The sequence below is a fragment of the Youhaiella tibetensis genome, from assembly GCF_008000755.1.
Classification (GTDB): Bacteria; Pseudomonadota; Alphaproteobacteria; order Rhizobiales; family Devosiaceae; genus Paradevosia; species Paradevosia tibetensis.
Genome location: NZ_CP041690.1, coordinates 4,068,517 through 4,086,259, shown reverse-complemented (window position 1 = coordinate 4,086,259; position 17,743 = coordinate 4,068,517). Strand labels below are relative to the sequence as shown.

At 65.9% G+C, this 17,743-nt stretch carries 19 protein-coding genes; 15 read left to right on the top strand and 4 right to left on the bottom strand.

The genetic code is table 11. The features are described 5' to 3' along the window. Nucleotides 1-2: 2 nt before the first annotated feature. On the bottom strand, nucleotides 3-1,004 hold the full coding sequence (locus tag FNA67_RS20050) for a Gfo/Idh/MocA family protein (RefSeq protein ID WP_210246405.1): 1,002 nt from the start codon (nucleotides 1,002-1,004) through the stop codon (nucleotides 3-5). 120 nt (nucleotides 1,005-1,124) lie between these two features. Here FNA67_RS20050 and FNA67_RS20045 point away from each other — a divergent pair, with 120 nt between their 5' ends. Genes FNA67_RS20045 through FNA67_RS20030 form a run of 4 tightly spaced genes read left to right on the top strand, consistent with a single transcriptional unit; the run spans nucleotide 1,125 to nucleotide 4,817 of the window. Continuing rightward, nucleotides 1,125-1,775: a TetR/AcrR family transcriptional regulator gene (locus FNA67_RS20045; protein ID WP_147657887.1), complete on the top strand. Its 651-nt coding sequence runs from the start codon at nucleotides 1,125-1,127 to the stop codon at nucleotides 1,773-1,775. Continuing rightward, entirely contained in the window at nucleotides 1,772-2,719 is a 948-nt protein-coding gene (locus FNA67_RS20040) for an HlyD family secretion protein (protein ID WP_147657885.1), read from the top strand. The genes FNA67_RS20045 and FNA67_RS20040 overlap by 4 nt, the downstream gene beginning before the upstream one ends. After that, nucleotides 2,716-3,684 carry an ABC transporter ATP-binding protein gene (locus tag FNA67_RS20035; protein ID WP_049706838.1) on the top strand — a complete coding sequence of 323 codons (969 nt, stop codon included), beginning with the start codon at nucleotides 2,716-2,718 and terminating at the stop codon, nucleotides 3,682-3,684. The genes FNA67_RS20040 and FNA67_RS20035 overlap by 4 nt, the downstream gene beginning before the upstream one ends. Beyond that, nucleotides 3,681-4,817, top strand: coding sequence for an ABC transporter permease (locus FNA67_RS20030; protein WP_049706837.1), 1,137 nt, complete (start codon nucleotides 3,681-3,683; stop codon nucleotides 4,815-4,817). Before FNA67_RS20035 ends, FNA67_RS20030 begins: the two co-directional genes overlap by 4 nt. On the opposite strand, the gene FNA67_RS20025 is transcribed toward FNA67_RS20030, so the two are convergent. Then, complete coding sequence (locus FNA67_RS20025; RefSeq protein ID WP_174851691.1) at nucleotides 4,814-5,296, bottom strand: cupin domain-containing protein; 483 nt, start codon at nucleotides 5,294-5,296, stop codon at nucleotides 4,814-4,816. The two genes, FNA67_RS20030 and FNA67_RS20025, sit on opposite strands and share 4 nt — an antisense overlap. A 106-nt stretch (nucleotides 5,297-5,402) precedes the next feature. On the opposite strand from FNA67_RS20025, the gene FNA67_RS20020 reads away from it, so the two are divergent. Both FNA67_RS20020 and FNA67_RS20015 read left to right on the top strand, forming a co-directional pair. Next, entirely contained in the window at nucleotides 5,403-6,377 is a 975-nt protein-coding gene (locus FNA67_RS20020) for a zinc-binding dehydrogenase (protein ID WP_147657880.1), read from the top strand. Between the two features lie 115 nt (nucleotides 6,378-6,492). Further along, the gene (locus FNA67_RS20015; RefSeq protein WP_147657878.1) at nucleotides 6,493-7,011 is read left to right on the top strand and encodes an HPP family protein; all 519 of its coding nucleotides are present in this window, start codon (nucleotides 6,493-6,495) and stop codon (nucleotides 7,009-7,011) included. Here the strand turns inward: FNA67_RS20015 and FNA67_RS20010 are convergent. Beyond that, entirely contained in the window at nucleotides 7,008-8,327 is a 1,320-nt protein-coding gene (locus FNA67_RS20010; protein ID WP_147657876.1) for an NAD(P)H-dependent oxidoreductase, read from the bottom strand. The two genes, FNA67_RS20015 and FNA67_RS20010, sit on opposite strands and share 4 nt — an antisense overlap. 85 nt (nucleotides 8,328-8,412) lie before the next feature. Between FNA67_RS20010 and FNA67_RS20005 the strand changes: the two genes are divergently transcribed. The 5 genes from FNA67_RS20005 (at nucleotide 8,413) to FNA67_RS19985 (ending at nucleotide 13,069) form a co-directional block, all read left to right on the top strand. Beyond that, nucleotides 8,413-9,522 (top strand): enoyl-CoA hydratase/isomerase family protein, encoded by a 1,110-nt coding sequence (locus tag FNA67_RS20005; protein WP_147657874.1) that lies wholly within the window; start codon nucleotides 8,413-8,415, stop codon nucleotides 9,520-9,522. Nucleotides 9,523-9,609: 87 nt separating this feature from the next. Then, a complete protein-coding gene (locus tag FNA67_RS20000) occupies nucleotides 9,610-9,900 on the top strand; it encodes an STAS domain-containing protein (RefSeq protein ID WP_049706832.1) in 291 nt (96 codons plus the stop codon). A 4-nt stretch (nucleotides 9,901-9,904) separates the two neighbouring features. Further along, nucleotides 9,905-10,264, top strand: coding sequence for a response regulator (locus FNA67_RS19995; RefSeq protein WP_049706831.1), 360 nt, complete (start codon nucleotides 9,905-9,907; stop codon nucleotides 10,262-10,264). A 59-nt stretch (nucleotides 10,265-10,323) separates the two neighbouring features. Next, nucleotides 10,324-12,561 (top strand): chemotaxis protein CheA, encoded by a 2,238-nt coding sequence (locus FNA67_RS19990; RefSeq protein WP_147657872.1) that lies wholly within the window; start codon nucleotides 10,324-10,326, stop codon nucleotides 12,559-12,561. Nucleotides 12,562-12,580: 19 nt separating this feature from the next. Further along, complete coding sequence (locus FNA67_RS19985) at nucleotides 12,581-13,069, top strand: chemotaxis protein CheW (protein WP_049706829.1); 489 nt, start codon at nucleotides 12,581-12,583, stop codon at nucleotides 13,067-13,069. Between the two features lie 114 nt (nucleotides 13,070-13,183). Here FNA67_RS19985 and FNA67_RS19980 read toward each other — a convergent pair whose 3' ends face one another. Further along, entirely contained in the window at nucleotides 13,184-13,537 is a 354-nt protein-coding gene (locus FNA67_RS19980) for a hypothetical protein (RefSeq protein ID WP_145976816.1), read from the bottom strand. Nucleotides 13,538-13,692: 155 nt separating this feature from the next. On the opposite strand from FNA67_RS19980, the gene FNA67_RS19975 reads away from it, so the two are divergent. From FNA67_RS19975 to FNA67_RS19960, 4 genes are all read left to right on the top strand, one after another. Further along, on the top strand, nucleotides 13,693-14,283 hold the full coding sequence (locus FNA67_RS19975; RefSeq protein ID WP_049706827.1) for a chemotaxis protein CheD: 591 nt from the start codon (nucleotides 13,693-13,695) through the stop codon (nucleotides 14,281-14,283). Between the two features lie 62 nt (nucleotides 14,284-14,345). Continuing rightward, complete coding sequence (locus FNA67_RS19970) at nucleotides 14,346-15,773, top strand: methyl-accepting chemotaxis protein (RefSeq protein ID WP_147657870.1); 1,428 nt, start codon at nucleotides 14,346-14,348, stop codon at nucleotides 15,771-15,773. A 50-nt stretch (nucleotides 15,774-15,823) separates the two neighbouring features. After that, the gene (locus tag FNA67_RS19965) at nucleotides 15,824-16,681 is read left to right on the top strand and encodes a CheR family methyltransferase (protein ID WP_147657868.1); all 858 of its coding nucleotides are present in this window, start codon (nucleotides 15,824-15,826) and stop codon (nucleotides 16,679-16,681) included. Continuing rightward, nucleotides 16,678-17,724 (top strand): protein-glutamate methylesterase/protein-glutamine glutaminase, encoded by a 1,047-nt coding sequence (locus tag FNA67_RS19960; protein WP_147657866.1) that lies wholly within the window; start codon nucleotides 16,678-16,680, stop codon nucleotides 17,722-17,724. The genes FNA67_RS19965 and FNA67_RS19960 overlap by 4 nt, the downstream gene beginning before the upstream one ends. The last annotated feature ends 19 nt before the right edge of the window (nucleotides 17,725-17,743 follow it).

Below are 17,743 nucleotides of genomic sequence, written 5' to 3'. Positions count from 1 at the left end.
GCCTAGAGGTCGACCCAGGTGCCGCGCCGCTCGCTCTCGAAGATGGCGTCGAGAATGCGCATCTGGGTGATGGCGTCGTCGATGCCGTAGGGCAGCGTGGTTTCGCCCAGCACCGCCAGGGCAAAGGCTTCGGCCTCTTCGGTGTACTGGTCGCAGGGGGCGATGATCTCGCGGCGCGCTAGGCTCCCGTCGAACGTATGGCCATGATCGACAAGGATGGCGGTCGCCTGGTCGGGTGGGGCGTTGAACGGAATGACGATCTCGAGCCGCGCGTTGCTGCCGATGACCTCGATGGATTGATGCCCCACCGCCTGGGTGGAGCAGATGAAGCTCAATTGCCGCCCGCCGCCGAAATCGGCGATGACGCTGGCGGTGCGGTCTGTGCCGAAATTGGGGTCGCGGTCGACCAGGGCGACGACGCGCCGGGGTTCCTCGCTCAGGAGGAAGCGCGTGCCCACGATCGGGTAGCAGCCGATGTCGAGCAGGCCACCGCCGCCGATATCGGCGATGTTGCGGACATTGCCCGGATCGTCGAGGAAATAGGAGAACACCGCCCGCACGGCGCGGATCTCGCCCAGTTCGCCCGAGCGCACGATATCGCGGGCGCGGTGCCATTGCGGGTGGAAGCGTACCATGAAGGCCTCGGCGATCAGCCGGTCTTTCGGGGCCTGAAGCAGCCGCTCGGCGTCGGCGGCATCGAGCGCGATGGGCTTTTCGCACAGCACGTGCTTGCCCGCCCGCGCCGCCTCGAGCGTCAAGGGTACGTGCAGGTGGTTGGGCAGGGGATTGTAGACCGCGTCGATCTCTGGATCGGCGAGCATCTCGGCATAGGAGCCATAGGCCTTGGGGATTCCGAGCTCCTCGGCGGCTCGCTGTGCCCGCGCCGGATCGCGCGAGGCGATGGCGACGACCTCCGAATGCGGCGATTTCTGTATTCCCGGGATGACCTTGCGCATCCCGATATTGGCCGTCGAAATGATGCCCCAGCGAACCTTGCGTGCCATTTTCCTCATCCTCCCTCTTGCCCTCAAAGGCTTAACCGGCGCGCCCGCGGGCAGCAATATCGATATCCCCCTTGCAACTAACTGACCAGTCAGTTATTAGTGACGCAAGGAGAATGTGCCATGAGCGAGCAGGACAACCAACGCGGGCCGAAATTCCGTCGCCGTGCCGAGGCGCGGCCGGACGAGGTGCTCGATGCCGCCCTCGACCTCTTCATCACCAAGGGGTTCGCGGCCACGCGCGTCGAGGACATCGCGCGCCAGGCCGGTCTTTCCAAGGGCGCGGTCTATCTCTATTTCCCATCCAAGGAAGCGCTGATGGAAGGGCTGGTGCGCCGCGCGGTAGCCCCCATCGCCTCGCTGGCGCTCCATCAGCTGGAGGGCGTCGAGGGCGATCCGCGCCTCGCCATTTCGGCGACGCTGCGCATGGTGGCCGGCAAGCTCGCCGACCCCCGCCTCATCGCCATTCCGCGCCTCATCATGCGCGAAGTGGTGCAGTTCCCCGAGCTGGCCGAGATGTACCGCAAGGAAGTGCTCGAGCAGATCATTCCGGTGGCCATCGGGCTCATCAATCGCGGCATAGCCGAGGGCTATCTCCGCCCGGTCGATCCCGAGCTCACGGTCCGTTCGATCGTCGGGCCGATCGCCCTGCATCTCATCCTGGCCGAGGTCTTCCGCATGACGCCCGCCGACGGGCTGGCCATGGACCGGCTCATGGACAACCACCTCGCCATTCTCTTTGACGGCCTGAGCCTGCCGGAGCGTGCAAAATGAACGAGTTCTTCGCTTTCCTGCTGGGCCTTCTCTCCTTCATCCCGGGCGTGGGGGCGCCGGCCGAACCGGTCTATTCGGGGTATCTGGAGGCCGACTATGTCTATGTCGCGCCGGTGAGCGGCGGCCAGATCGTTTCGCTGCCGGTCTCGGAGGCGCAGACGGTCAAGGCCGGCGACGTGCTGGCGGTGCTCGCCAGCGACCAGCAGCAGGCCCTGTTGCGTAGCGCCGAGGCTCAGGTTTCGGCTGCCGATGCCACCTGGCGTAACCTCATCACCGGCAGCCGGGCCCAGGAACTCGACGTCACCCGCGCCTCGCTCGAGAAGGCGCAGGCCGATCTCGCCCTGGCGCAGGCCAATTTCGATCGCTCCAGAAGCCTTTTCGAGCGCGGGGTCATTGCCCAGGCGCAGGTCGACCAGGATCGCACGAGCCTGGATAGCGCCCAGGCGGCGGTCAACCAGATGCAGGCCCAGCTCCAGGTCGCCAAGCTGCCGGCGCGCGACGACCAGCAGGTCGCCGCCGAGGCCAATCTCAAGGCGGCGCAGGCCAATGCCGACAAGGCGCGGGCCGACCTCGCCGACCGTACCGTCAAGGCGCCGGTCGACGGCCGCATCGAACGGCTGTTCTTCTCGCAAGGGGAAACCGCGCCTACCGGCACGCCGCTGCTCTCGCTCCTACCGCCCGGCAAGCTCAAGGCCCGGTTCTATATCGGGGAGGCCGATCGCGCCCTCTTCGCCCTGGGCGACGAAGTCGAGGTGTCCTGCGACGGGTGCCCCGCCGGGCTGCGCGCCAGCGTCACCTTCCTCGCTTCGGACCCCCAGACCACCCCGCCCATCATCTATTCGCGCGACGAGCGCTCGCGCCTGGTGTTCCTGGCCGAGGCGCAGATGGCCGAGCCGGGGAACCTGCTGCCGGGGCAGCCGGTAAGCGTCAGGCGGCTCAAATGAGCACGGCTCCGGGCAACGGCGTTCCGGTCATCGAGGTCAAGGGTCTCACCAAGATCTTCGGCGAGCGCAAGGTGGTGGACGATTTCGACATCACGGTGCCGCGCGGCGCCATCTACGGGTTCCTGGGCCCGAACGGATCGGGCAAGACCACGACCATTCGCATGCTCTGCGGCCTGCTCACGCCCGATGGCGGGGAAGGGGAGTGCCTGGGCTTTGATATCCGAAAGCAGGCCGAGCGCATCAAGGAGCAGGTCGGCTACATGACCCAGAAGTTCTCGCTCTACGAGGACCTGTCGATCCGCGAGAATCTCGATTTCGTCGGCCGCATGTACCAGATCACCGATCGCCGTCGGCGCGTGGACCAGTCGCTCAAGGACCTGGGGCTCGCCGACCGCGCCGGGCAGCTGGCGGGTACGCTTTCGGGGGGCTGGAAGCAGCGCCTGGCGCTGGCGGCCTGTCTCATCCACGATCCCAAGCTGCTGCTGCTCGACGAACCGACGGCGGGCGTCGATCCCAAGGCGCGGCGCGACTTCTGGGACGAGATCCGGCGCCTCTCGGCGGCAGGCGTCACCGTGCTGGTCTCGACCCACTACATGGACGAAGCGGTGCAGTGCGATTTCATCGCCTATATCGCCTATGGCAAGAAGCTGATCGACGGGCCGTCCGCCAGGATCCCCGAACAGGTGGGGCTCGAAACCTGGCGCGTGGACGGTCCGGACCTTGCCGCGCTCGAAGAGCGTCTCAAGCACGAGCCGGGCGTCGAGCAGGTGGCTCGGTTCGGGGCGGTGCTCCACGTTTCGGGCACCGACAAGCCGAAGCTGGACGCCACGGTCGAACGCCTCAAGGCCGAGGGTACCCATCACTGGAGCCGGCAGGTTGCCGGTCTCGAGGAGGCCTTCATCTACCTGATGGCCGGCGCGCGCGACAATTTCGCCCGCGACCAGCCGGATGGAGCAAGCGCATGAGCTCGGCCTTTTCCTTCGCCCGGTTCGGCGCCGTACTCATCAAGGAATTCATCCAGATGCGGCGCGACCGCATCACCTTCGCCATGATGATCGGCCTGCCGATCATCCAGCTCTTTCTCTTCGGCTTCGCCATCAATGCCGATCCGCGGCACCTGCCCACGCTCATCGATGTCGCCGACGAGGGGCCGCTGAGCCGTGCCATCCTCTCGGGGATGCAGAATTCTGGCTATTTCGATTTCATCGGGCCGGTCGGCGGCACCGCCGCCGGCGAGGCGGCGCTGCGTACGGGCGAAGCCAATTTCGTGGTGGTCATTCCGCCCGATTTCGAGCGCGACACCATACGCGGGCGCAACCCGCAGATCCTCGTTTCGGCCGATGCTTCCGATCCCTCGGCGGTGAGCGGGGCGGCCGCAGCGCTCAGCGGCATCGTCCAGGTGGCGGTGGCCGAGACCTTCCAGGGGGCGTTGCGCGGGCTCGCGGGCGGCGCGCCGCCATTCTCGATCGTGGTTCACCGCGAATACAATCCGGAAGGGCGCACCTCGACCAATATCGTGCCGGGGCTGCTGGCCATCATCCTCTCGATGACCATGGTGATGATCACCGCCGTCGCCATCGTCAAGGAGACCGAGCGCGGCACCATGGAAATGCTCATCGCCACCCCGGTGCGTCCCCTCGAGGTCATGCTGGGCAAGATCCTGCCCTATGTGGTGGTGGGCTATGTGCAGACCATCGTCTTCGTCAGCGCGGCGGCCGTCATCTTCCGCGTTCCGTTCGACGGCTCCATCCTGGCATTCTTCCTCGGCTTCAACCTCTTCATCCTCGTCAACCTGGCGCTGGGTTTCCTCATCTCGACGGCGGCGCGCAGCCAGATGCAGGCCATGCAGCTTTCCTTCTTCACCATCCTGCCCTCGATCCTGCTCTCGGGCTTCATGTTCCCGTTCGCCGGCATGCCGCAATGGGCGCAATGGCTGGGCACGGCCGTGCCGGCCACGCATTTCCTGCGCGTGGTGCGAAAGGTCATGCTCAAGGGCGCCGGCGTCGCCGACGTCGGCGGGGAATACCTGGCGCTGATCGTCATCCTGGTCGTGGTGTCGGCGGCCGCGATGCTGCGCTATCGCCAGACGCTGGACTAGGAGCGGCCGTCTCCGCGCCCGGCGACGACATCGGCCAGGCCGCTGTTGATGATTCCGAACGCGGTTTCGATGGCCAGCACCTCGGCCGGCGTATTGGCCCCGGTGCGCTCCATCTCGATGAAGAAGGCTTCAAAGCCGCCCGGGGAAACGATGCCGATCATCTGACCGGGAGTTGTCCCGATGTTCTCCCAGCGGTGCGGGACGTGGGGCGGCAGGGTCACGGTCGTGCCGGGTCCCCCTTCGAGCACCAGGTCGCCGCACCAGAAGCGGAAATCGCCCGAAATGACGCGGAAGGCTTCGGTCTCGAGGGTATGGGTGTGCCAGTGCGGCCCGCCGCCCGGTTCCAGATAGCTGTCCCAGATACCGATGGCGCCGCCCGTCTCGGCGCCGGTCGCATGGATCCTGATAGGAATACCGAAGGAGCGTGCGACGCGCTCCTTGCCGGGAAGAGATGCAACCATTCTGTCGAAGGCAACCATTCTCATGTCTCCCTGTAAGGATGGAAAACTCTATCACGGGCTCACGATTTCTCCACGATTGAGGCGTTTGGCTTGCCGCCTCTTCCAATTGAGCAAGGATCAAGACATGCGCGCGGTCATCTACGAACGGTTCGGCAACCCGGCCGAGGTTCTGCACCTGGGCGAAATGGACAGGCCCGAGCCGGGTCCCGGCCAGGTCCGCATCCGGCTGATCCTGTCTCCCATCCACAACCACGACCTCTCGACCATTGCCGGCACCTATGGCTACAAGCCCCCCTTGCCTGCGGTGCCGGGCACCGAGGCTCTGGGGGTCGTGGATGCCCTGGGCGAAGGCGTCAGCCATCTTGCGGTCGGCCAGCGCGTCGCCTTCAACGGGCTGGGCCTCTGGGCCGAGTATGCGGTGGTCGACGCACAGCGGGCCGTGCCGCTGCCCGATAGCGTTTCGGACGAGATCGGCTGCCAGTTGCTGTCCATGCCGATGAGCGCGGTTATGCTGCTCGACGATCTTGACGTCGGGCCGGGCGACTGGATCATTCAGAACACGGCTAACGGGGCGGTGGGCAAGACCCTGGCCGGGCTCGCCAGGGCGCGCGGCGTCAACGTGGTCAACCTCGTGCGGCGCGATGCGGGCGTGGCCGAACTCGAAGCCCTCGGCATCGCCAACGGCGTTTCGACCGAAAGCGAAGGCTGGCAGGAACGAGTCAAGGCCATTACCGGGGGTGCCCCGATCGTGCGCGCCGTCGATTCGGTTGCCGGGGAAGCGGCCGACCAGATCATGTCGACCCTGGCCGAAGGCGGGGTGCTGGTCTCGTTCGGCGCCATGTCGGGCAAGCCGCTGGTCATCAGCCCGGCCAACCTGCTCTTCAAGCAGGCGACGGTGCGCGGTTTCTGGGGCCAGAAGCGCGCTCCGCTGCTGACGCCCGAGCGCCGCGTCGAGATGGTGGGCGAACTCATCGCCCTGGCGGCAAGCGGCGGGCTGCAGCTCCCTATCGCCCAGGCTTTCGACTTCGAGCATGCGGGCGAAGCGGCCGCCGCGAGCGCGGTGCCCGGCCGGCCCGGCAAGATCGCCATCAAGCCCTAGAACGTCTTGCCACGCTATCGTGGCGGGGCATCCAAAATATTCTCCGCCACGGTCCTGACGGGAAGGCGGCCGGTTTGCTATCAGATCGGCCCCATTACCAAACTCCGCTTTCCCGATGCGCCCCCTCCTCGATTTCTTCGCCCGGCACGAACCGAAAGGCTCGCGGCTGATGCACGCCAAGTCGGGGCTGGGCGCGGTCGTTGCCATGACGCTGGTGGGCGCGGTGGCGGCGCTCACGGGCTATCCCATGCTCATGGCCCCGCTCGGGGCCACCGCAGTATTGCTCTTCGCCCAGCCGGCTAGCCCCCTGGCGCAGCCGGCCAATGTCTTTGGCGGCTATGGGCTGGCGGTGGCGTTTGCGGCTGTCGCGGTGCTGCTCTGGCCCGAGCACCACTGGTGGGTGGCAACGATCTGCGTCGGGGTGGTGATCGCGGCGATGCTGGTGTTTCGGGTGACCCATCCGCCCGCCGGGGCGGTGCCGCTGGTGGCGGTTGCCGGTCCCATCGCGCCGGGCACGCTGGCCGGCGCCGTGCTTGCGGGCGCGGCCTGCCTCGTGGCGGTTGCGGTGGTTCATCACCGCCTGCCGCCGCGCATTCCCTATCCCCGGCGTCTTGACGCCAAGCAGCCCGGCTAGTTGGTGATCCCGAACATCTGATCCTGGCGCTGACGCAGGCGGAAGAGATTGGTCGAGGTATCGGGGGTGGCGTTGTGCGTGGTGAGCAACTCGCCTTTCCTCACCGGCGCCAGCACCTTGCCGCCTTCGAGCAGTCCCACCGGCACGGCGTGGGCGGCGCGGGCTTCCTCGACTGTCATCGTATAGCTGCGGTAGCAGGTTTCCCCGATGGCATCGAACGTCTCGCCCACGGCGAGATCGCGCTTGGCGACGGCGCAGACCTCGGCAACCGGCTGGGGCAGGGGTACCATGTCCGGCTTGCCGTAGAGCATGATGCGCGCGCAGGTCAGCGGCACTTCCAGGCTCGTCAGGTGATAGGGGCGGAAGAACGAATAATAGGGCCCGTGCCCGATATGGAGGTCGTCCATGCGCTCGATGATGCGCGGATGCTCGGCTTCGACCACGACGAACACGCCGGGCGCCACGCCCTTGCCGATCGTATAGTCGACCACGCCCTTCTTCTTGAGAATGCCGCCGGCACTTTCGGGGATCAGCACCTTGGCAAGGTCATCGCGGTCGACCTTGGGCCCGTGCATGCCCGGCACGTCCGGCACCAGGCCCGTGGCGTTGGCGATGGCGCACATCTCGACCATGGTTTTCGAGCCATCCACGAACTCGACCAGCATGCGCGGGTTCATGTTCCGGCGGATCGCTTCCTCGCGGTAATCGTCGGGCACCGCGTCGTGGTTGAGCGGGTTGTTCTTGCCCTTGCCGGCCGAGACGATCCTGTAGCCCAGGGCCGAGGCGAATTCGATCAGCTCCATGCATGATGACGGCTCGTCGCCCGCGCCCACCGAATAGACGACGCCCAGCCGGTCGGCCTCGCGCTTGAGGTAGGGCCCGATGGTGACGTCGGCCTCCACGTTCATCATCACCAGGTGCTTGCCGTGCTCCATGGCCGAGAGGCAGAAGTCGGCGGCGACGCCGGGCTTTCCGGTGGCGTCGATCACCACGTCGATCAGGGGATTGGTGACCAGCATGTCATTGGAGGTAACGGCGATCCTGCCGGCCTCGATGGTCTCGGTCACCCCGGAAGGGGTGGTCGCCTCGCGGGCATGGCCGTCCTCCCCATAGGCGAGGCGGGCGGCATCGAGCGCGGTGTGGGGGCGGCGGGTCGAGATGGCGGCAATCTGGATGCCGTCCATCAGCATGCCCTGCGTCACCAGGTCCGTGCCCATCTCGCCCGAGCCGATCACGCCGACCCGGATGGGATTTCCAGCGTCGGCGCGTGCTTTCAGATCGCGGGCAAGTCCGGTCAGAGCGACGTTTGAGGGCATCGAAATTTCCCAAAATTTTATCGTTTCGGGCGCTTCTTGGGGGAGCCCTGGAACACGAATGAGGGCCTAGCCGTTGCGGGCTCAAATGTCCATGTTTGAAATGGGTGCAAGGCCCGATGCGGCGGAGGCGGAGTTGACCGGCATGATCGAGACCACGACCGAAGGGCGCCTGGGGGTGATCACCCTCAACCGGCCCGAGGCAATCAACGCGCTTTCCGGCGAAATGATCGCGGCCATTTCCCAGACGCTGCAGCGCTGGCGGAGCGACGAGGCGGTGCGCGCGGTGCTGTTCGAAGGCCGGGGCGAGCGCGGGTTCTGCGCGGGCGGCGACGTCCGGGCGGCGCGGGAGCTGGTGCTGGCCGGTCGCCCGGCGGATGCCGATGCCTATTTCAGCGCCGAATACGCCATGAATGCTCTCATTGCCGGCTATGAAAAGCCGATCGTCGCCCTCACCCATGGCGTGGTCATGGGCGGCGGCGTCGGCATCGCCGGCCATGCCCGGTTCCGCTTCACCAGCATGCAGTCGCGCTTCGCCATGCCCGAGGCGGCAATCGGCTTCGTGGTCGATACCGGGGTCAACGCCATTCTCGCCAAGGCGCCCGAACACCGGGCTTTGGCATTCCTGATGAGCGGGCAGACCGTCGGGCCGGCCGACGCGCTGGCGCTGGGCCTGGCCGATTGCACCGTCCAGCCGCAGGCGATGGAAGCGATCAAGACTGAACTCGTGGCCGCCAGCGAAGCGGGCGACATCGAGACCACCATCGTGGCTCTGATGCAGTCGGAGGGTGTCGAGGCGGGCGAGCCGGAATTCTGCGAAGCTGCCGATGCGCTCGCGCTGGTCTTCGAGGAGGCTACGGCCGGTCAGGTCGTGCATGCCGCCCTGGGCAGCGGCACAGAGGAGCGGCTGGGGGCCACCCTTGCCGCGCGCTCGCCGACCAGCCTTGAAGCCATCCTCCAGAGCCACCGCGCGGCGCGGCGGGCGCGCGACGTGGGGCAGGTGCTGGCGATCGATTTCGCCCTGGCCTGCTATCTCGTCCGGCAGCCCGATTTCGCCGAGGGCGTGCGGGCGGTGCTGGTCGACAAGGACCAGCGCCCGCGCTGGTCGCCCGCCGATTTCGGCGGCGTGCGCGTCGAGGCGATCCGCGAGCTCGTCGCTGCGACAACGATGCCCGCCGTGACGGGCCAGATCGCGTGATCGCGGGGCGCCGCTTTTAGCACTTCCTAAACTGTTCCCATGGACACTGCCGGGGAAAATTCTCGGTCAGCCTTGGGGGCAAAGGATATGGCCACAGCCAAAGCCAAGAACGTCGCGTTGCCGGCAATCCTCGATCTGGACGCCCTGGAAGGCGTTCGCGACACGCTTGCCGATGCCATCGAGCAGGGTGTCACCTCCGTGTCAGGTGCAGATGTCGAGCGCATTTCGACCAATGCGCTGTTCCTGCTCATGAGCGCCGCGGAAAGCGCGCGCCGCAACAGCACAGAGTTTGCCGTTACCGATGCGAGCCCCAGCATGCTGGCGGCTATCGAAAGACTGGGCCTGGGCGAGTCCTTCGCCGGGCTCCTGAAAGGATAAGTTGATGCGTGTTTTGACTGTTGATGACAGCCGCACGATCCTGGCGATGCTCCGCCACACGCTGGTCAATGCCGGCTTTGAGGTGCTGCAGGCCGAGGACGGCAAGCAGGGGCTGGACGTTCTCAAGACCGAAGATGTCGACGTGGTGATCACCGACATCAACATGCCGGTGATGGACGGCATCGAGTTCATCAAGCACGTGCGTGCGTCCGGCCAGCACCAGAGCCTGCCGATCCTGATCCTCACCACCGAGACGAGCCAGGAAAAGCGCGACCAGGGCAAGCAGGCGGGCGGCACCGGCTGGATCGTCAAACCCTTCGATCCGGACAAGCTGATCAGCGTAATCCAGAAGGTCGTGCACTGAACCGTGCCCGACTGACGACCTACTAAAGCTCCAACCCAGAAGGGTTCAACAGAGCGACTATGAGCGACCTCGACGATTTCAAGGCTACCTATTTCGACGAATGTTCCGAGCTTCTCAACGACCTGGAGGAGCAGTTCTCGGCAATCGAGGACGGTGAACGCGGTGCGGACCGGCTCAATGCGGTTTTCCGCGCCATCCATTCGATAAAGGGCGGAGCGGGCGCTTTCGGCTTCTCGGGCTTGGTGGGCTTCGCCCACGCCTTCGAGACCCTGCTCGACTATGTCCGCGACGGACGCGTCGATCTCACCGACGAAGTGGTGGCGCTATGCATCCGCGCCAATGACATCGTCGCCGATTTCGTGGCCGCGGCTCGCGAGGGCACCCCGCTCGATCCCGATCACGGCGCCGAGGAAAAGGCCCGCTTCGACGCGCTCTGCCGCGGCGAGGACGACGACATGTCGGGCGAGCCCATGGAAGAGTTCGACATCGAGTTCGTGCCGGTGATGGTCAACCTGGGCCAGGACGAACCGGAGCCGGAACTGGCGACCGACACGTTCGACGCCATTCCGTTCGAGCCCGCCGACGGACACTGGGAAATCCACTTCGCGCCCCACAGCGCGCTTTACGCGCGGGCCAACGACCCGCTGCTGCTGTTCCGCGAACTGGCCGTGCTCGGGGAAATCTCGGTCAAGGCCGTCCCCGGCTTCGTGCCGCCTCTCGCCGATTTCGAGCCGTTCGGGGTCTATTGCACCTGGGAAATCACCCTCAATGCCAAGGGCATCAACGAGGGCATGATCCGCGAGGTCTTCGAGTTCGTCGAAGGCGATTGCGACATCACCATTGCCCAGTGCGGTCCGACCGCCGTGCTCGATGAGGCCGGTGCGCCCGTCGTCGCAAGTCACATCACCGATCTGGACGAGAACGATTTCGACGCTGACATGGTGGCCGAGGCCGCCAAGCCGGCGGAACCGGAGGCCGAGGTGCTCTCGTTCTCCGAGCTTGCCGAAACCATCAAGCCGACGGCGGCGGCACGCGCGGCCGTGGCCGCGCAGCCCGAAAAGGTCATCCAGCCGCTGGCCGAATCCGGCGGCGGCGAAGAGGGCGGCCATCGCCCTGCGGGCGTGCAGTCGATCCGCGTCGACCTCGACAAGGTCGATCGCGTCGTCAACATGGTGGGCGAACTGGTCATCACCCAGTCCATGCTCACCCAGCAGCTCGACGACAACCTGCGGGCCCGTTACCAGGAACTGGTGCGCGGTCTCGAAGTGCTGGCGCAGACGACGCGCGGTCTCCAGGACGCCGTCATGGCGATCCGCGCGCAGCCGGTCAAATCGGTGTTCTCGCGCATGCCGCGCCTGGTGCGCGAACTGGCCGGCAAGACCAACAAGAAGATCCGTCTCGAGATGATCGGTGAGAACACCGAAATCGACAAGACCATCATCGAGCAGCTTTCCGATCCGCTGACCCACATGATCCGCAACTCGGCGGACCATGGCGTGGAGACTCCCGAAAAGCGCGCTGCCGCCGGCAAGTCCGAACACGGCACGATCACGCTCTCGGCCGAGCAGGCGGGCGGCAACATCCTCATCATCGTCGAGGACGACGGCGCCGGCATCAACCGCGAGCGCGTGCTCGACGTAGCCCGCGAACGTGGCGTGGTCGCACCCGAGCAGCAGCTCACCGAAGAGCAGATCGACCAGCTCATCTTCGCTCCCGGGTTCTCGACGGCCTCCGCAGTGTCCGACATTTCGGGGCGCGGCGTGGGCATGGACGTGGTCCTCTCCAACATCAAGAAGATCGGCGGTTCGGTCCATGTGCGCTCGCGCACCGGGTTGGGCACGCGCATGACGCTGCGCCTGCCGCTGACGCTGGCGGTGCTCGACGTCATGCTGGTCAAGGTGGCTAACAATCCCTACGTCATTCCGCTCTCCTCGATCGTGGAGACGATGCAGTGCAGCCGCGCCGATTTCGGCCGCGTGCCCAGCGGGGCCCGCGTGCTCCAGGTGCGCGGCGAATATGTGCAGGTCGTGGATCTCGCAGCACGCTTCGAAATGCAGACCGAGGCCGACGAGAAGAACCGCTTCGTGGTGCTTTGCGAAGCGGAAGGTTCGGTCAAGGTCGCGCTGATCGTCGATGAAATCATCGGCCAGCAGCAGGTCGTCATCAAGAGCCTGGAAGAGAACTTCGAACGCATTGAGGGTATTGCCGGCGGCACGATCCTCGGTGATGGCAACGTCGCCCTGATCGTGGACGTACAGGGCCTCAAGACCGCCGCCATCCACAAGAACGCAGCTTAGAGCCAGAAGGCAAAACACCATGGAAGCATTTGATCTCAGAGACGACCTGACCGGGAATTCCGCATCGGGCGCCGCCAACACCATCCAGTTCATCGCCTTCTCTATCGGCGAGCAGACCTATGGCGTTGAAATCACCACGGTGCGCGAGATCCGCGCCTGGAACGGAGCGACGCCGCTTCCCAACACCCGCCCGTTCGTGCGTGGCGTGATCAACATGCGCGGCACCATCGTGCCGATCTTCGATCTGCGCGCCCGCTTCGGGGATGGCCAGACCGCCGCCACCAAGAACCACGTGGTGGTGGTGATGTCGGTGGGCGAGAAGTGGGTCGGTATTCTCGTGGATGCGGTGAGCGACATCCTCACCGTCTCGCGCGAGGACATCCATCCGGTTCCCGAGGGCCATTCGGTCGATACCGAACTGCTCAACGGCATCGTTACCCACGAAAGCCGCATGGTGGGGCTCATCGACCTGCACCAGGTGGTTTCGGGCGCCCGCCTGGACGGCTGACGTCCCCAGCGCGAAGAAACGACAAGGGCGCCCGCAAGGCGCCCTTTTTCTTTGGGGATCATGTCTGGACGGCAAGCGGCCGGACGCGGGCACGCTGGGGCGCGCCCGTCCTGCCTAGAACAGCTCGGCGTCTCCGCCCGAAACGTGCCTGGCAACGCCCGAGAGCGAGTTGATGCGCAGCTCGTCCATTTCCAGGGAGTGCCACACCGCGTCGAGCGCCTCTTCGGAGGCGGTAGGCGGCATCTGGGCGAAATGGCGGGTGGCGATCGCCATGTTGCGGCAACGCTGCTCGATGCGATCCTGGGCCTGCAGGGCCTGGACAATCTGCGAGATGGCTTCCGAACGCGCTTTTTCGCTGGTGATGCCGGTATCGGAGAGTGTGGCCAGGGCGTGGAACACGCCATCGACCATTTCGGCGGTCTGACGAGCGGTTTCTTCCAGCTCGGCAGCAAGTTTAAGCAAAGACATAACTAGGCCCCATACGACACCTGGACCATATACCCGCATTTCTAAACCACGCGTTTCCATGCCGTTGCGCATTCTCCCCGTCCCCGGCGTGGTTAGCGGTTCCATAACGATTTTCCGCAAGGATCGCCTCAAGCCCAGGAGGGGTCAGGTACAAAATGGTCGCTACAAATTCACTGCCCCCGGAATTCGATCGCGGGGTGGTCACCACGGTCCACCAGGGCGACTGCCACGTTTCCAAGGATCTGGATCTGACCTATTCGACGGTCCTGGGATCGTGCGTGTCGGCCTGCATCCGCGATCGTGAAGCGGGCGTCGGCGGCATGAATCACTTCCTGCTGGCCGAGCAGCCCAATGCGACGAGCGAGAAATTCGGCGCGTCGGCCCGCTATGGCGCCTTTGCCATGGAACAGCTCATCAACATGGTTCTGACGCGCGGCACCGGACGCAAGAGCAACCTCGAGATCAAGGTGTTCGGCGGCGGCAACATCAATTCTGCCCTCAACGATGTCGGGGCGCGCAACGTCGAGTTTGTCTACGATTTCCTCAGGAACGAAGGCTACGTGCTTTCGGGCGCCGATGTGGGCGGCACGTTCGCGCGGCGGGTGCTGTTCAAGCCGCATTCGGGCCGGGCTTTCGTCAAGCGCCTCGACAGCACCGACAACGCGCGCATCGCCAATGACGAACTGGCGCTGGTCAAGCGGCGTCCCGCGGTGCGGCCGCCGGCGGACGACATCGAACTCTTCTAGCAAAGGTTTGGTTAACCATAACCGACCTAGTGTGGGCCCGTTATTGGGGCTCACGATTCACCTTGCAGGGATTTTCGCGCACGGGGCTGGTTGCAGCCAATGCGATCTGGTTGGGGGCAGTCATCCTGGCGATGGCGGCCCTTTACGCATTGGGTCCGATCTGGGGTGCCGGTGTTGCCCTGGTGCTGTGCGCGGCTGCTGGCGTGGCGGTGCGATCGGTCTGGCAGCGCGCCGGCGCGGCGGACGATACGCGCCACGCCCTCATCGCGGCCCAGGCCCAGGCCGCCCAGAAACGTCTCGCCGATATCGAGGCCGGGTTGGCCGCCATCAGCCAGCCGCTCATGATCGCCTCTCCCGATGGACTGGTCGTGGCCGTCACGGGTGGGCTTGCCAGGCTCGAGCCGACGCTGGTGCCGGGCACGCGGGCGGGGGCGCTTGCGGGCGCCCGAGGGCTGGTGACCGTCGGCGGCCAGCGCTTCGAAGCGCGTACGGGCGAAGGGGGCCGCGCGCAGGTGATCGAGCTGCTGCCGGCCGGCCACTTCATTGCCGACGACGACCTCGATGCTTTCAGTCAGGCACTCATCGGCGGACAGACCGGCTTTCGTTTCGAGGCGTCGGCTGCCCGCCGCTCGGTAGCGCTCAACGCCCTCAACGAGGGGCTCGAGGCAATCGACCGCGGCGTGGCCGGCATCGGCCGGCTGCTCGAGGGCGAGGATATCGGCGCGCAGCGTGGCAATGGCGGGCTCGATGCCCTGGCGAACGGGGTCCGCGATGCCATCCTCCTGCTCGATGGCGCGCGCGAGGAGGAAGCTCAGGCCCGCGAGGCCGCCGAACGCAAACTGCAAAAAGTGGGCGAGCTGATCGAGGTCTATCACAGCCAGGCGCAGCGCCTGGCGGGGGTCGCGGCCGAGGCTCGCGAGGATGCCGGCAAAGCCACCGCCAGCGTCGCTTCGAGCCGGGAGGCGGCGCAGCGGGCGCAGGCGAGGGGCAACGATGTCCGAGCCCTGGCCGGCAATGCCGACGAGGCGGCCCGGCGGACCTTTGCCGCCATTGGCGGGGTCGATGCCGTGACCGGCGAGATCGCCAAGATGGTCGCCTCGATCGAGGACGTCAGCTTCCGGACCAATCTCCTGGCGCTCAATGCCGCCGTCGAGGCGGCACGGGCCGGCGAGAAGGGCGCGGGTTTTGCGGTGGTCGCCGAGGAAGTGCGCACCCTGGCCCAGGTCGCCAACCGCTCGGCCAAGGAGATCCGTACCCTCGTCGGTCGCGGCAAGGCGCAATCGGGCCAGAGCGTGGCCGAAACCGAGGCGCTGCAAAAAATGATCGCCGAGATCGACCTGCATTTACGCAATCTTGGCAATGAGACGGACACTATCGCCCGAGTACTGGACGAAGGAAGCAGCGCATTGCTGCGGCTCGAGGATCAGGTTGCCCAGGTCGGGGATGCGGCAGGCAGAACGCTTGGCGCCACGCGCAACCGGGGTGGCTAGGGTCGAGGCGATGCACGCTTAATTCCGCCGGGCAGAAGCCAGGGGATGACATGGAACAGGGCGAGTACCCTCTTTCCGATCGCGAGTTTTCGCGTATCAAGGCCCGCGTCTATCAGGTCGCCGGCATATCGCTTTCGGACGCCAAGCGCACGCTTGTCGTGTCGCGTCTCTCAAAGATCCTGCGTGCCATGGGCATGGCGAGCTTTGACGATTACGTCGATTATCTCGAGCATTCCGGATCGGCGCAGGACAGCCAGGAATTCGTCAATGCGCTGACGACGAACCTCACGCGGTTCTATCGCGAGGACCATCACTTTGCGCACCTTTCCGACTATGTCCGAGACCTGGTCGGGCGCCGCCCGCGCGTCGGGCCGGACGGCAAGCCGCGCCTGCGCATCTGGTCGGCCGGCTGCTCGACGGGGCAGGAGCCCTATACGATTGCGGTGAGCCTGCTCGACCAGTTCCCCGATCTCAAGCGCTGGGATTTCCGGATCCTCGCCACCGATATCGACACCAACGTCATCGCCAAGGCGGCGACGGGCATCTACCCGGAGGCCGAGCTGGCCGGGCTGACGCCCCAGCGCGCCGCGCTTTTCGAGAAGGCCGGGGGCGGAACCATCCGCGTGCCGGCTGCCGCCCGCTCGCTGGTGGCGTTCAAGCCGCTCAACCTCATCGGCGACTGGCCGATGCGCGGGCCGTTCGACGCCATCTTCTGCCGGAACGTGGCCATCTATTTCGACAAACCCACCCAGGGGCGGCTCTTCGGCCGATTGGGCCAGATGCTGGCGCCCGAGGGTTTCCTCTATATCGGACACTCGGAAAACCTGGGCTCGGGCTCGGAAGGCTTCCGGCTGGTCGGCAAGACCATCTACCAGAACAAGCAAGGACAGAAGCGAGAAGCGGCATGAGCATCCGGGTTCTTATTGTCGATGATTCGGCTCTCATCCGCGAACTGCTCTCGCGCACCCTGGCCAAGGACGGCGACATCGTAGTGGTCGGCACCGCCCAGGATCCGATCGAGGCGCGCGAGAAGGTCAAGACGCTCAGCCCGGACGTGCTGACGCTCGATATCGAAATGCCCAACATGAACGGGCTGGCTTTCCTCGAAAAGCTCATGCGGCTGCATCCCCTGCCGGTGGTGATGGTTTCGACCCTCACCAAGAAGGGCGCAAGCGAGACGCTCCTGGCGCTCGAGCTGGGCGCCGTCGATTTCGCCGCCAAGCCAGGGGCGGACCTTTCAGGCGGACTGGATGCTTTCGGGGCGGTGCTGCGCGACAAGGTGCGCGCGGCGGCCCATAGTGACGTGCGCGGCCGGGCCATGCGCGCCACCCCACCCAAGGTCGGCATCCGCACTGCTTCGGCGCCGACCGGTTCGGTCATCGCCATCGGCGCCTCGACCGGTGGGGTCGAGGCCATCCGCGCGGTCCTGAGCCAGTTGCCGCCCGATTGCCCGCCCATCGTCATCGCCCAGCACATGCCGCCCGGCTTCACCGGACGCTTTGCGGCCCGCCTCGACGAGGTCACGGAACTGACCGTTGTCGAGGCCGAAGACCGCATGCCGCTCCTGCCGGGCCATGCCTATGTCGCCAAGGGCGATTTCCATCTGCGCGTCGAACGATCCTCGGGCCAGCTCAAGTGCCGGCTTTCCCAGGACGAGCTGGCTTCCGGCCACCGTCCGAGCGTCGATGTGCTCTTCGAATCGGTCGCCAAGTCGGTGGGCCACATGGCCGTCGCAGCGATCCTGACGGGCATGGGGCGCGACGGGGCCCGGGGGCTCAAGCTCATGCGCGATGCCGGGGCCTACACGGTCGGGCAGAGCCAGGCTTCGGCGCTGGTTTACGGCATGCCCCGGGTCGCCTTCGAGGAAGGCGCGGTGGTCGAACAGGCTCCCCTCGAGGCCATCGCGGGGAAACTGGCCAATGCATTGGTGAAACTGCGCAGCGCAGCGTAATGCAAGCGGCCGGATTGAG

What these genes read in the sequence shown, in the direction of transcription:
- FNA67_RS20050 (WP_210246405.1), bottom strand. Translation starts at nt 1,004, where the DNA reads ATGGCACGCAAGGTTCGCTGGGGCATCATTTCGACGGCCAATATCGGG.
- FNA67_RS20045 (WP_147657887.1), top strand. Translation starts at nt 1,125, where the DNA reads ATGAGCGAGCAGGACAACCAACGCGGGCCGAAATTCCGTCGCCGTGCC.
- FNA67_RS20040 (WP_147657885.1), top strand. Translation starts at nt 1,772, where the DNA reads ATGAACGAGTTCTTCGCTTTCCTGCTGGGCCTTCTCTCCTTCATCCCG.
- FNA67_RS20035 (WP_049706838.1), top strand. Translation starts at nt 2,716, where the DNA reads ATGAGCACGGCTCCGGGCAACGGCGTTCCGGTCATCGAGGTCAAGGGT.
- FNA67_RS20030 (WP_049706837.1), top strand. Translation starts at nt 3,681, where the DNA reads ATGAGCTCGGCCTTTTCCTTCGCCCGGTTCGGCGCCGTACTCATCAAG.
- FNA67_RS20025 (WP_174851691.1), bottom strand. Translation starts at nt 5,296, where the DNA reads ATGGTTGCCTTCGACAGAATGGTTGCATCTCTTCCCGGCAAGGAGCGC.
- FNA67_RS20020 (WP_147657880.1), top strand. Translation starts at nt 5,403, where the DNA reads ATGCGCGCGGTCATCTACGAACGGTTCGGCAACCCGGCCGAGGTTCTG.
- FNA67_RS20015 (WP_147657878.1), top strand. Translation starts at nt 6,493, where the DNA reads ATGCGCCCCCTCCTCGATTTCTTCGCCCGGCACGAACCGAAAGGCTCG.
- FNA67_RS20010 (WP_147657876.1), bottom strand. Translation starts at nt 8,327, where the DNA reads ATGCCCTCAAACGTCGCTCTGACCGGACTTGCCCGCGATCTGAAAGCA.
- FNA67_RS20005 (WP_147657874.1), top strand. Translation starts at nt 8,413, where the DNA reads ATGTCCATGTTTGAAATGGGTGCAAGGCCCGATGCGGCGGAGGCGGAG.
- FNA67_RS20000 (WP_049706832.1), top strand. Translation starts at nt 9,610, where the DNA reads ATGGCCACAGCCAAAGCCAAGAACGTCGCGTTGCCGGCAATCCTCGAT.
- FNA67_RS19995 (WP_049706831.1), top strand. Translation starts at nt 9,905, where the DNA reads ATGCGTGTTTTGACTGTTGATGACAGCCGCACGATCCTGGCGATGCTC.
- FNA67_RS19990 (WP_147657872.1), top strand. Translation starts at nt 10,324, where the DNA reads ATGAGCGACCTCGACGATTTCAAGGCTACCTATTTCGACGAATGTTCC.
- FNA67_RS19985 (WP_049706829.1), top strand. Translation starts at nt 12,581, where the DNA reads ATGGAAGCATTTGATCTCAGAGACGACCTGACCGGGAATTCCGCATCG.
- FNA67_RS19980 (WP_145976816.1), bottom strand. Translation starts at nt 13,537, where the DNA reads ATGTCTTTGCTTAAACTTGCTGCCGAGCTGGAAGAAACCGCTCGTCAG.
- FNA67_RS19975 (WP_049706827.1), top strand. Translation starts at nt 13,693, where the DNA reads ATGGTCGCTACAAATTCACTGCCCCCGGAATTCGATCGCGGGGTGGTC.
- FNA67_RS19965 (WP_147657868.1), top strand. Translation starts at nt 15,824, where the DNA reads ATGGAACAGGGCGAGTACCCTCTTTCCGATCGCGAGTTTTCGCGTATC.
- FNA67_RS19960 (WP_147657866.1), top strand. Translation starts at nt 16,678, where the DNA reads ATGAGCATCCGGGTTCTTATTGTCGATGATTCGGCTCTCATCCGCGAA.